This window comes from Butyrivibrio sp. AE2005, from assembly GCF_000686965.1.
Taxonomy (GTDB): Bacteria; Bacillota; Clostridia; order Lachnospirales; family Lachnospiraceae; genus Butyrivibrio; species Butyrivibrio hungatei_A.
Genome location: NZ_JMMD01000003.1, coordinates 171,108 through 183,426 on the forward strand (window position 1 = coordinate 171,108; position 12,319 = coordinate 183,426).

Sequence of the window (12,319 nt, forward strand, 5' to 3'; positions counted from 1 at the left end):
GACATTATGAGCGAGAAATTGAAGGTTGCAGTACTTGGCGGAACAGGAATGGTAGGACAGAGATTTATTGATATTATCAAGGATCATCCCTGGTTTGAGGTCACAACAATTGCTGCAAGCCCCAGAAGTGCAGGACAGACATACGAAGAGGCTGTAGGAAACAGATGGAAGATGGACGGACCTATTCCTGATTCTGTCAAGAATATCGTTATCAAGGACGTTACTGATGTAAAGGGCGTTTCAGAGGACGTTGACTTTGTTCTTTCAGCAGTAAACATGTCAAAGGACGAGATCAAGGCTATCGAGGAAGAGTATGCTAAGACAGAGACTCCTGTAGTTTCTAACAACAGCGCACACAGATGGACTCCCGATGTTCCTATGATCATCCCTGAGATCAACCCTGAGCATATGGATGTTATCGAATTCCAGAAAAAGAGACTCGGAACAACAAAGGGATTCATCGCAGTTAAGCCCAACTGCTCAATCCAGAGCTACACACCCGCTCTTACAGCTTGGAAGGAGTTCGAGCCTTATGAGGTAGTTGCTACAACATACCAGGCTATTTCAGGAGCAGGAAAGAACTTTGATGAGTGGCCGGAGATGGTTGGAAATGTTATTCCTTTCATCTCAGGTGAGGAAGAGAAGTCAGAGAAAGAGCCCCTCAGAATCTGGGGTAAGGTTGAGAACGGTGTTATCGTTCCTGCCGATGATGTTAAGATCACATGCCAGTGCATCAGAATTCCTGTACTTTACGGACATACAGCAGCTGCTTTTGTTAAGTTTAAGAAGAATCCTACAAAGGAACAGCTTATCGAGAAGCTTGAGAAATTCTCAGGACTTCCTCAGCAGCTTAATCTTCCCAGCGCTCCCAAGCAGTTTATTCAGTATATGCAGGAAGATAACAGACCTCAGATCACACTTGACGTTAACTATGAGAACGGCATGGGTGTAAGCATCGGACGTATCCGTGAGGATTCTGTTTATGATTGGAAGTTTGTAGGTCTTTCACACAATACACTTCGCGGCGCTGCAGGCGGAGCGGTTGAGTGTGCAGAACTCTTGAAGGCAAGTGGATATATTAACAAAAAGTGATAGGTTATGGAAGAACAGAGGCAGGATGATTTAAATTTTTTAAACAGATACTATGAGAGTGGTTTGTCCAATATTCTTGTTGTCTACGGACACAGGAATATTGAACAGGACTCCTTCCTTTTGAAATTCATGGAAAACAGGAAGAGCTTTTTCTATTCGGCGCGCTCTGCGTCGTCCGGAGAACAGCTCAGACTGTGGACCGAGGAATTAAAAAATGATGGAATATCTGCGGGAAAAATAGAAAGTTATTACGATCTGTTTAGTGCCTGTGCGGATTCCGTGGGAAGAGCTCCTGTTGTTTTTGTGATCAGAAATTTTGAGAACATATTAAAGACAGACGCGGCGTTCATGGATCAGCTGACCGGTTATCTTGAAAAGAACGGCAAATTCAAGCAGGTTCTTGTTCTTCTTGTGAGTTACGATGTCAACTGGGTTGAGAACAGTATGGTGGCAAGTCTTGGTAATCTTGCGGCAAATATCGCAGGATTTAGGAAAATCAAGCCGCTTCCGTTTTCTGCACTCAGGTCTTTTTATCCCAATATGTCTTATAAGGATGCTGTGCTGACTTATTCGGTACTTGGCGGACAGACGGGACTTTGGAGATATTTTGACGATACACTTTCATTTAAAGAGAATGTTTGTAAGAATATTTTGAACAAGGATTCTTTTCTCCGCAGCGAAGCAATAAGGCTTACGTCAGAGAACCTCAGGGAAACTGCGGTCTATCACACGATTCTTTCCGTGATGGCACGCGGTATCAATAAGCTCAATGATATTTATCATGAGACCGGGTTCTCAAGAGCAAAGATTTCTGTTTACCTCAAGACTTTGATAAATCATGATTTTGCTTATAAGGCATATTCATTCGGAAATGTAGGAAGGGAAAATGTTGTTAAGGGAGTGTACAAGATAGCCGATCCTCTCATAGATTTTTATTTCAGGTTTATCTTCCCGAATGAAAGTAATCTTATACGGATGCCTGCCGAAAGATTTTATGATATATTTATATCTGCAGGAATTCAAAATTATGCTACGGAACATTTTAAGTCCGTTTGTCGCGAGTATATCTTGCACTGTGAGGAGAGAGGTCTTTTTCCTTTTGAGATCGAAGACGAAGGAGAATGGCTTGGCAAAGAGGGAAACCTCGATATTATCGTCCAGAGCGATGTGGGAGATACGGCAATCGGAATGTGCTGTTGGCAGAGACAGGCTACACATGATGACCTATTAGGCATAGAGTCCTGCGCAAAAAAAGCAAGACTTGAGGGAGATTATTACTATCTCTTTTCAACTGTGGGATTCGATGCGTGGTTGCAGGATGCGGCCATGAAGCCCGATAGTAAGATACGGTTGATTGGGATAGACGAACTTACGAATGGCTAAACAGGTTTATATAGCGGAAAAACCGAGTGTTGCCCAGGCTTTTGCCTCGGCGATGAAAATAAATTTTACCAGGAGAGATGGTTATCTTGAGTCAGATACCGCCATTGTTACATGGTGTGTCGGACACTTGGTAACCATGAGCTATCCTGAAGTCTATGACGAAAAATACAAAAGGTGGTCTTTGGACACACTTCCATTTATTCCGGAAACTTTTAAATATGAGGTTATCGGAAATGTCTCAAAACAATTCAAGATTGTAAAAGAACTGCTGAACAGAGAAGATGTAGACACGATATATATATGTACCGACTCGGGACGAGAGGGTGAATATATATATCGTCTTGTTGATATGCAGGCAAATGTAAAAGATAAGAAGCGAAAGAGAGTATGGATCGATTCCCAGACGGAAGACGAAATCTTGCGCGGAATCAGGGAAGCGAAGGATGACAGCGAGTACGATAATCTCGGAGCATCCGCGTTTCTTAGGGCAAAAGAGGATTATCTTATGGGTATCAATTTCTCAAGAGCCCTTACCTTGAAATATGCGTATTCTATCAAGAATTATCTCAATATAGATAAGTGCGTAGTATCCGTGGGACGTGTAATGACCTGTGTTTTGGGCATTGTCGTTGAAAGGGAGAGGGAGATAAGAGAATTCGTTAAGACTCCTTTTTACCGCGTTATTTCAAAGGTTGATATTGCGGGTAAAAAATGCGATGCGGAGTGGAGAGTAACTGATGACTCCAAGTATAACGGCTCTTTTGACCTGTACAGTGAGAAAGGCTTTAAGACCGAAGAAGGTGCGAATAAGCTGATCGCATCGCTTGGAGAGACTCCCGTCAGTGCGTCCGTACTTAAATGTGAGAAGAAAAAAGAAGCCAAGAATCCGCCTCTTTTGTATAATCTTGCGGAGCTTCAGAATGATTGCTCGCGATTCTTTAAGATAAGTCCGGATGAAACGCTTGCGGTTGCACAGGAGCTTTATGAGAAGAAGCTTACAACTTATCCAAGAACGGATGCCAGAGTTATGTCATCGGCTATCGCAAAGGTGATCGATAAGAATATCAACGGGCTTTCTGCATATGCTCCGTGTGCGATATTTGCAAAGTCGATATTGCAGCATGAGGCGTATAAAGGTATTGAGAAGACAAGGTATGTAAACGACAAGGCAATCACCGATCACTATGCGATTATTCCTACGGGACAGGGACTTTCGGCGCTTCAGGGGCTGAGTCCTACATCAGCCAAGGTTTATGAGATAATAGTAAGGAGGTTCCTGGCTGTCTTTTATCCGCCTGCGAATTATCAGAAGGTTGCACTTGAACTTGCGATGGACAATAAGGAAGAAGAGGGCAAAAGAGAACATTTTTTTGCAAACTTCAAGATCCTTACGCAAAAGGGTTATCTTCACGTGATGGATTATTCTTTTTTCAAGGATAAAGATAAGAATAAAAAAGCGGATGATGACAAAGAAAATGAAGGTGAGGATGAGACAGTAACCGATGAGGAGCTCTTTGAACATCTTCAAAAGCTTAAGAAGAACGATGTTTTAAGCGCTGAATCTTTTGAGCTTAAAGAGGGTGAGACGACTCCGCCCAAGAGATATAACTCGGGTACGATGATCCTTACGATGGAGAATGCGGGACAGTTTATCGAGGATGAGGAGCTCAGAGCACAGATAAAGGGTTCGGGAATCGGAACGAGTGCTACGAGAGCAGGTATTCTTACAAAGCTTGTCAATATAAAGTATCTTAATCTTAATAAGAAGACACAGATAATAACACCGACGCAGCTCGGAGAGATGATATACGAGACGGTTGCATGTTCAATGAAGCCAATGCTCAATCCCGCGCTTACCGCAAGCTGGGAGAAGGGACTTACCGGCGTTGCGGAAGGCAGTATTTCCGAAAAAGAATATATGGATAAGCTTGATGATTTTGTCAGCAAGAGGACAAATCTTGTAAAGCAAAATGATTACAGAAGGCTGCTGCTTTCAAGGTTTGACTATGTTTCGACCAATTATAAAAAGGCTGAGACAAAGAAAAGTTCAGCCAAGAAGACCGCGAAAAAGAAGGCAGTAAAAGAGGCTACAGCAAAAGAGAATGCGGTAGAAGGCTCAAACGAAGCATCAGCCCGTAATGAATAATTATATAAAAAACATGGTAACGGAGGCGTAAAATGGAAGAATTTAAGATTTCTAATATGTATGATCTTAATGAGACAATTGCGGCAGATTATATGAAGACTAAGGAGTATCCGTGGGAACTTCTTGCAGGGATCAAGGACTATATCATAGAGCTTGGAAATAAGATTCCCGCAGATAAGTTTGAGAAGCGCGGCGAGAATGTATGGGTCGCAAAGAGTGCAAAGGTGTTTGACTCTGCTTATATCGGCGGGCCCTGCATCATCGATGAGGATGCGGAAGTAAGACAGTGTGCATTCATAAGAGGAAGCGCAATTGTCGGAAAAGGTGCGGTTGTTGGAAACTCAACGGAACTTAAGAATGTAATTCTCTTTAACAAAGTTCAGGTTCCTCATTACAACTATGTCGGAGATTCTATTCTTGGCTTTAAGTCTCACATGGGAGCAGGTTCGATCACATCAAACGTAAAGAGCGACAAAAAGCTCATCGTTGTAAAGAACGGTGCGGACGATAAGGTCGAGACAGGCCTTAAGAAGATGGGAGCAATGCTTGGGGATAATGTTGAAGTCGGATGTAATTCCGTTCTTAATCCGGGAACGGTTATCGGCAGATGGTGTAATGTTTATCCGCTTTCATCGGTAAGAGGATGCATTCCTGCGCATCATATCTTTAAAGATAAGGATCATATCGTTAAGAAGATTGAAGAATAAATATTCCGTTAAAAATATAACATTGGCATTGAAATATACATGAATTTATGCCAAAATAAGTTTTGGCGGATTGTTGTTCGCCGTCTCTGACCGTGCTCGGCAAGCACATTTTTAATGGTCAGTCTAAATCACAGGTAGTTAGTAAGTAATGGTTCATTACTTTACAATATGAAAGGAGATTTTCACATGATTTACTCAACAGAGGTAAAGAATATGTGTCCCGTAACACAAGGGGTACATCATGGCGCTGCGCCTATTCCTGAAGAGGCTAAGTGGGTTCAGTCCAAAGAGATTAAGGACATTTCCGGCTATACACACGGTATTGGTTGGTGTGCACCTCAGCAGGGTTGCTGCAAGCTTTCACTTAACGTTAAGGAAGGTATCATTCAGGAGGCACTCGTAGAGACAATCGGATGCTCAGGAATGACACATTCAGCAGCTATGGCATCTGAGATTCTTCCCGGACTTACAGTTCTCGAAGCTCTTAACACAGACCTTGTTTGTGATGCTATCAATACTGCTATGAGAGAGCTCTTCCTTCAGATCGTATACGGAAGAACTCAGTCTGCATTCTCAGAGGACGGACTTCAGATCGGTGCAGGTCTTGAGGATCTTGGTAAGGGTACACGTTCAATGGTTGGTACAACTTACGGAACACTTGACAAAGGACCTCGTTATCTTGAGCTTACTGACGGTTACATCACAGAGGTTGCTCTTGATGAGAACGACGAGATTATCGGATACAAGTATGTTAACTTCGGCAAGATGATGGACTTCATCAAGGCCGGTGATGATGCTAACACAGCAATGGAGAAGGCTAAGGGTCAGTACGGACGTGTTGCTGATGCTGCTAGATTCATTGATCCCAGAAAAGAGTAATTAAGGTAAGGAGGAATTTAAAATGGCTTTATTTGAATCATATGAAAGAAGAGAGCCCCAGATCCTGGCTTGCCTTAAGGAGTATGGGATTTCTTCAATAGAAGAGTGTAAAGATATTACAATGGCTGCAGGCATCGATGTTTACAACCTTATCGAGGGCATTCAGCCTATCTGCTTTGAAAACGCTAAGTGGGCTTACACAGTAGGTGCTGCTATCGCAATCAAGAAGGGATGCCGCAAGGCTTCTGAGGCTGCTGCTGCAATCGGTATCGGTCTTCAGGCTTTCTGTATTCCCGGATCAGTTGCTGACCGCCGTAAGGTAGGTCTTGGACACGGTAACCTTGGAAAGATGCTTCTTGAAGAGGATACAGAGTGCTTCGCATTCCTTGCAGGCCACGAGTCATTCGCTGCTGCTGAGGGTGCTATCGGTATCGCTGAGAAGGCTAACAAGGTTCGTCAGAAACCTCTCAGAGTTATTCTTAACGGTCTTGGAAAAGACGCAGCTCAGATCATTTCTCGTATCAATGGTTTCACATATGTTGAGACACAGTACGATTACTACACAGGCGAGGTAAAGGAAGTATTCAGAAAGTGCTATTCTAAGGATGCAAATTCACCTCGTGCAAAGGTTAACTGCTACGGCGCAAACGACGTACAGGAAGGTGTTGCTATCATGTGGAAGGAGAACGTTGACGTATCTATCACAGGTAACTCAACAAATCCTACAAGATTCCAGCACCCTGTTGCAGGAACATACAAGAAGGAGCGTACAGAGGCCGGTAAGAAGTACTTCTCAGTTGCTTCAGGCGGCGGTACAGGACGTACACTTCACCCTGATAACATGGCAGCAGGCCCTGCTTCTTATGGTATGACAGATACTATGGGACGTATGCACTCAGACGCTCAGTTCGCAGGATCTTCATCAGTTCCCGCTCACGTTGAGATGATGGGTCTTATCGGCGCAGGTAACAACCCGATGGTTGGTATGACTGTTTCTACAGCCGTTTCTATCGAAGAGGCTGCTAAAGCGGGTAAATTTTAAGATTCCGATATAGTTGATAACAAGGTCGGTTCTGTTTCACACAGAACCGACTTTTTCTTTGCGAAACCCAGTCTTTTTTTGACTTTGCGGCGCTTCAGTGTTATTATTTTCGCATGTCATAGGCTCTTTTAATGGCTTGAAAGGAAAGTTTTATATGATTCAGATTACTTACATGGGGATGTTTGCTTTTATTACTATATGCTGGATCGTTGCAAGATTAATATGTGCCAGAGTTAATAAAAGTGTTAATATAAAAAATGAATTGAAACTTTTGACTGTATATGCCTGTATCGTTGTTATTGCAAGATATGTATATTTTCCGTTTCAGCTTGAAAACGGTCATATAACTCCTGTTATTTTTGACATTCATAAGGCATATCCGTTTAAATGCAATTTCAAGATGTTTCTTTTTCTGGAGCAGAAATATGCAGGTTATAAGATAAACATATTGGGAAATATTGCGATGTTTGTACCTGTGGGGATTGTGTTGCCTTTCTGCTTTAAGAATCTAAATAATATAATAAAAGTTACTTTGATTGGATTATGTTGTACGCTTTTTATTGAGATATCCCAGCTGCCTTTATATCAAAGACGCACCGATATCGACGATGTGCTGCTTAATACAATAGGAGTGTTTATCGGAGCTTTGGTGTATTTTGAAGCAAGAGCGGTATATGAATTTATTAAAGAAGACAGAAAAGACTCTAAGATGATCGCTGAAAACTGATCGTTGGAGAGTAGTTTTTACAAAATAAGAAACGCCTGCAAAACGTTGATTTTGCAGGCGTGATTTTTATAATGATTATTTGATCATATCGGGATAGTTATAATAGAATTCTTCGTTGAATTCCTGTTCGTACTTGTTTGCGTATTTCATAGCACTGTGCAAAGCGCCGTCTGTGTTGTCTGTGTAGTATCCGACTGTGAAATAGAGCCACTCGGGATCGCTTGCAAGATCTTTTAAGTTCTCAATTTTTTCCTCAAATTCATCTTCGGTACAGGTTGTTGATATGATCGCAAACTCGTCACCTGATGAGCGGTAGATATAATCGTTCTGGAATACCTCTTTTAGAACTTTTCCGGCCTCTTTAAGAAGAGCATTTCCTACATCATGACCCTTTTTCTCATTGACGGTCTTAAGTGTGTTGAGATAGCAGAATGCAACGCTGAACGGAGCAGGAGCAAGCTTTAACTGTGCTGACAGCTCATCGACCATATTATTCATGGCTGTTCTGTTATATACGCCTGTTCTTGAATCAATAAGGCTAAGGCTTCTTAATCTCTCTATAAGGAGATGGTGGGCTGCTTCTGATGAAACGAATATAGACATAAGAGTTATAGCCTCTTTTATAGTGTCGATGATCGATGTATCAAAGTTTGTGAGATACATATAGCCGATTATTGTATTCTGATGAATGAAAGGAACAAGGCATAGCGATTCAACTCCGTTTTCTTTAAGGGTTTCTACCCATTTCGGAGAGCGCTTTGCATAATATTCCATGTCGTCGCTGTTTTTTATTATGATAGAATCGTTTTCCAGGATCATTTCTTCCCAGGATTCAACTATTTCATAGGGAATTTTGTCAAAAACATTCTGAAGGACAATCTCATTGTTTCTCACACTTTCGCCAATAACGTCAAATCTGTAAAGGTCTCTTGAAATAGTCATGATGCATGAAGCATAGGAATTGGTGAATTCTCTGAGATCTTTTGCAACGTTATTCATGCTTGAGCGAAAATCTTCGCCTTTGCGCATGTGAAGACAAGTCTTTATTATGAATGCCGAGATATCGGCCGGTAATTCTTTTTCTTCAAAATGATCAAATAATGTGTCGAGTGACATTGTATACCTCCAAAATGCTTTCTGCCGCGTCCCTGCGGAGCTTATAAGGAAGTGCAGATTAAATCAATATTCCTTATATATATTATCCTTAAAACGATGAATAATCAAACAATAAAGTGTGAAAAATAATAAATAAAAAATTAAGGAATTGCATATATATCGGGCTTTTAGGAGGGATTTATCAAATGCGTATCAAAATGTTCAGCGTCTCATGTCGGGATGTCTTTCATAGAATTCGTTTTTGTCCTGATACATTCGCTCGTCTGCGTATCTCATTGCAAGCTCTAAAGGGCCTGAACCGCCATCGTGATAGTATCCTACTGCAAAGCACAGTTTGTTGGGATCGCTGGTGAGCTCGCGTAGTTTCTTTATCTTTTCCTCAAATTCGCGCTCGGTACTGTGTGTTGAGATAATAGAAAACTCGTCGCCACCTGCCCTGTAGATATTATCATCTTTAAAGATGTCCTTAAGGATATCGGCTGCGGCGGCAATAAGCTTATCACCGGCATCGTGTCCCTGATTGTCGTTTACTATCTTAAGACCGTTGATATCGCAAAAAGCAACAGAGAACGGCATTGGATTAAATTTGAATTTGATCGAAAATTCTTCAACATCGGCATTCATGCAGTTTCTGTTCTTTACACCCGTAAGAATATCTATATTGCTAAGGTATTCGAGTCTTTCAAGGAACAGATGGTTTGCAACCTCGGCTGATAAGAAGAATGATAAGAGCTCGAGCATTTCTTTGGCTTTTGTCATTATACGGGCATCAAAGTTAGAAATATATAAATAACCAATAATGGAGTTTTGGCGCAAAAAAGGTACGAGACAAAGATTGAACACATTACTGGCCCTTAGTGTTTTTACCCACGCAGGTGCTTGTGTCTCATAGTAGTTTAGATCGTCTTCGTTTTTTATGATTATCGCATTTGTGTGCTTAAGCAGCATTTCCCAGCTGGCAACCGTAGAGAAAGGAATATGAGAGAAGATTTCTTTTATACTTACATTATCCATCGTGGAGCCGCTGATAACTTCGTATTTTTTAAGGTCACTCTGGTATGACATTACGCTCGCACCATAGGCACCTGTATACTCTCTGATGTAATCCGTAACAAGCTGCATACTGGAATAGAAATCATTTTCACTTTGGAGCTCGAGACAGGCTTTAATGATAAAAGAAGCAATATCGGGAGATACTGCGGAAAACTTATTTACATCCATCTCTTTGTTGAGGGTGTATATAAAAAGGCAATAAGCAACATCCGGATCTTTTTCGTCATCGCTTACAGCGACAGGGAGGAAGAAGTCTTCGGTCCAGTAGCCGTACATTTTGGTTGTATCTACATAAGTATGGAGAGGTTCTTTTTTCCAGGCAGATTTATAGCAGGCATCCTCGAATTTGGGCTCTTTTTGCACGTTTATTGTGTAAAGAGCGCCTTCTACCTTGGATTCGACTTCTTTTTTCTTTTCATCAAGATCTTTGTTGTTGGATACTTCGTCCTGAAAAAAAATAGCAAGACAGTCATTGGTGAATGAATCATTTATGACAAAATAGCGCAGTTCGGCACAGTTACCGTGTTCGTCTCTTTTTATCGATAAAACGGTTGCAGAAAGAGGTATAGAATTTACTGCCACTTTAAGCTTGGAATAAAGATCACGATTCATATGCAAATGTCCTTTCCTCTCTATATATGATAACCGCGATTTAAATAATAATCAAATGATATAGCGATAAAAAATCAATAAACCAATTAAGACATATAATGGTTAATATATAAATAGCTTTTTTGCCTAAAAAACTGTATAATACGAGTAATACTAGGGAGGAAGGGGGCATCTATGGATTTAATTTCTACACCGGCCGGTTATTGGCTGATAATCACTGTTGTTTTTGCATTAATTGAACTTGCAACCGTAGGACTTGTGACAATTTGGTTCGCGGCAGGCAGTTTTGTAGCGATGATACTTGCGCTCGTGGGGGCAGGTATTCCGGTTCAGATTGCTGTTTTTGTGCTTGTTTCAGTCATATGCATTGCGGCGGTAAGACCTCTTGCAACCAAGCATTTTAATAACAAGCTGACCAAGACCAATATTGATTCGGTTATCGGAAAGAAACTGATCGTAAAGACCAGGATCGATAATATGAATGAGAGCGGTAAGGTTGAGCTTGAGGGCTCAATATGGCTTGCAAGGTCGGTTGATGACGACACTGTTATTTCCGAAGGAGAGGAAGTTGTCGTTGAGAAGATCGTCGGAAATAAGCTGATGGTAAAAAAAGTAACTGATTAAAAAATAAGGAGAGGACATAATTATGGCAGTGGTATCTATTGTAATCGTTCTTGTGATAATTTTGCTTGCGGCAAATATCAGGATCGTGCCTCAGGCACATTCATTCATAGTTGAGAGACTCGGAGCTTACAAGGAGACTTGGGATGTAGGTCTTCACATTAAGGTTCCGTTTATAGACAGAGTGGCAAGACAGGTTGACTTAAAGGAACAGTATTGTGATTTCCCGCCTCAGCCTGTTATCACTCAGGATAACGTAACGATGCAGATTGATTCAATCGTATTCTTCAGAATTTCAGACCCTATGGCTTTTGCATACGGTGTAAGAAATCCTATCGGGGCTATCGAGAACCTTACTGCAACAACACTTCGTAACGTTATCGGTTCACTTACACTTGATGAGACACTTACATCAAGAGACCAGATCAACGCACAGATGCAGGATGCGCTTGATATCGCGACAGATCCTTGGGGAATCAAGATTACAAGAGTTGAGCTTAAGAACATCAATCCTCCCGAGCAGATCCGTGACGCAATGGAGAAGCAGATGAAGGCTGAGCGTGAAAAGAGAGAGAAGATTCTTTTTGCAGAAGGTGAGAAGCAGTCACAGATCACTGTTGCAGAAGGTGAGAAGCAGAGTAAGATTCTTCAGGCCGAAGCTGATAAGCAGGCTACAATCCTCAGAGCTGAAGCTGAGAGAGAAAAGAGAATCCGTGAGGCTGAAGGTCAGGCTGAGGCTATCAAGAATATCCAGCAGGCTAATGCAGAGGGTATCAAGATGCTCAAGGAAGCCGGAGCAGATGAGTCTGTTCTTACACTTAAGAGCCTTGAGGCATTTGAGAAGGCTGCTGACGGACAGGCAACTAAGATAATCGTTCCTTCAAGTATTCAGAGTGTAGCCGGACTTGCGGGATCATTAAAAGAAATTGTAAAAGGATAAT

At 41.7% G+C, this 12,319-nt stretch carries 11 protein-coding genes; 9 read left to right on the forward strand and 2 right to left on the reverse strand.

Features of this window, described 5'->3' with window-relative positions; all coding sequences use genetic code 11:
* Positions 1-6: 6 nt before the first annotated feature.
* From asd to DL92_RS18170, 7 genes are all read left to right on the forward strand, one after another.
* Entirely contained in the window at positions 7-1,092 is a 1,086-nt protein-coding gene (gene asd, locus DL92_RS0104290; protein ID WP_026654448.1) for an aspartate-semialdehyde dehydrogenase, read from the forward strand.
* A gap of 6 nt (positions 1,093-1,098) precedes the next feature.
* Entirely contained in the window at positions 1,099-2,475 is a 1,377-nt protein-coding gene (locus DL92_RS20070) for an ATP-binding protein (RefSeq protein ID WP_051594055.1), read from the forward strand.
* Entirely contained in the window at positions 2,468-4,621 is a 2,154-nt protein-coding gene (locus DL92_RS18165) for a DNA topoisomerase (RefSeq protein ID WP_081816821.1), read from the forward strand. Before DL92_RS20070 ends, DL92_RS18165 begins: the two co-directional genes overlap by 8 nt.
* A gap of 32 nt (positions 4,622-4,653) precedes the next feature.
* Positions 4,654-5,328, forward strand: coding sequence for an LbetaH domain-containing protein (locus DL92_RS0104305; RefSeq protein WP_026667000.1), 675 nt, complete (start codon positions 4,654-4,656; stop codon positions 5,326-5,328).
* 186 nt (positions 5,329-5,514) lie between these two features.
* Positions 5,515-6,207, forward strand: coding sequence for an iron-sulfur cluster assembly scaffold protein (locus DL92_RS0104310; protein WP_026513780.1), 693 nt, complete (start codon positions 5,515-5,517; stop codon positions 6,205-6,207).
* 22 nt (positions 6,208-6,229) lie between these two features.
* Positions 6,230-7,249 carry a GGGtGRT protein gene (locus DL92_RS0104315; RefSeq protein ID WP_026654450.1) on the forward strand — a complete coding sequence of 340 codons (1,020 nt, stop codon included), beginning with the start codon at positions 6,230-6,232 and terminating at the stop codon, positions 7,247-7,249.
* 154 nt (positions 7,250-7,403) lie between these two features.
* Entirely contained in the window at positions 7,404-7,976 is a 573-nt protein-coding gene (locus DL92_RS18170; protein ID WP_051199193.1) for a VanZ family protein, read from the forward strand.
* Positions 7,977-8,051: 75 nt separating this feature from the next.
* On the opposite strand, the gene DL92_RS0104325 is transcribed toward DL92_RS18170, so the two are convergent.
* Together DL92_RS0104325 and DL92_RS0104330 are read right to left on the reverse strand one after the other, a co-directional pair.
* Entirely contained in the window at positions 8,052-9,092 is a 1,041-nt protein-coding gene (locus tag DL92_RS0104325; protein ID WP_026654451.1) for a GGDEF domain-containing protein, read from the reverse strand.
* Between the two features lie 201 nt (positions 9,093-9,293).
* On the reverse strand, positions 9,294-10,757 hold the full coding sequence (locus tag DL92_RS0104330; protein ID WP_026667001.1) for a sensor domain-containing diguanylate cyclase: 1,464 nt from the start codon (positions 10,755-10,757) through the stop codon (positions 9,294-9,296).
* A 174-nt stretch (positions 10,758-10,931) separates the two neighbouring features.
* Here DL92_RS0104330 and DL92_RS0104335 point away from each other — a divergent pair, with 174 nt between their 5' ends.
* Both DL92_RS0104335 and DL92_RS0104340 read left to right on the forward strand, forming a co-directional pair.
* On the forward strand, positions 10,932-11,381 hold the full coding sequence (locus DL92_RS0104335) for an NfeD family protein (protein WP_026667002.1): 450 nt from the start codon (positions 10,932-10,934) through the stop codon (positions 11,379-11,381).
* Positions 11,382-11,403: 22 nt separating this feature from the next.
* Positions 11,404-12,318, forward strand: a complete 915-nt coding sequence (locus DL92_RS0104340) for an SPFH domain-containing protein (RefSeq protein WP_026654454.1) — start codon at positions 11,404-11,406, stop codon at positions 12,316-12,318.
* Position 12,319: the final 1 nt, after the last annotated feature.

Coding starts and splice junctions, on each gene's coding strand:
- asd (WP_026654448.1), top strand. CDS start 7: ATGAGCGAGAAATTGAAGGTTGCAGTACTTGGCGGAACAGGAATGGTA.
- DL92_RS20070 (WP_051594055.1), top strand. CDS start 1,099: ATGGAAGAACAGAGGCAGGATGATTTAAATTTTTTAAACAGATACTAT.
- DL92_RS18165 (WP_081816821.1), top strand. CDS start 2,468: ATGGCTAAACAGGTTTATATAGCGGAAAAACCGAGTGTTGCCCAGGCT.
- DL92_RS0104305 (WP_026667000.1), top strand. CDS start 4,654: ATGGAAGAATTTAAGATTTCTAATATGTATGATCTTAATGAGACAATT.
- DL92_RS0104310 (WP_026513780.1), top strand. CDS start 5,515: ATGATTTACTCAACAGAGGTAAAGAATATGTGTCCCGTAACACAAGGG.
- DL92_RS0104315 (WP_026654450.1), top strand. CDS start 6,230: ATGGCTTTATTTGAATCATATGAAAGAAGAGAGCCCCAGATCCTGGCT.
- DL92_RS18170 (WP_051199193.1), top strand. CDS start 7,404: ATGATTCAGATTACTTACATGGGGATGTTTGCTTTTATTACTATATGC.
- DL92_RS0104325 (WP_026654451.1), bottom strand. CDS start 9,092: ATGTCACTCGACACATTATTTGATCATTTTGAAGAAAAAGAATTACCG.
- DL92_RS0104330 (WP_026667001.1), bottom strand. CDS start 10,757: ATGAATCGTGATCTTTATTCCAAGCTTAAAGTGGCAGTAAATTCTATA.
- DL92_RS0104335 (WP_026667002.1), top strand. CDS start 10,932: ATGGATTTAATTTCTACACCGGCCGGTTATTGGCTGATAATCACTGTT.
- DL92_RS0104340 (WP_026654454.1), top strand. CDS start 11,404: ATGGCAGTGGTATCTATTGTAATCGTTCTTGTGATAATTTTGCTTGCG.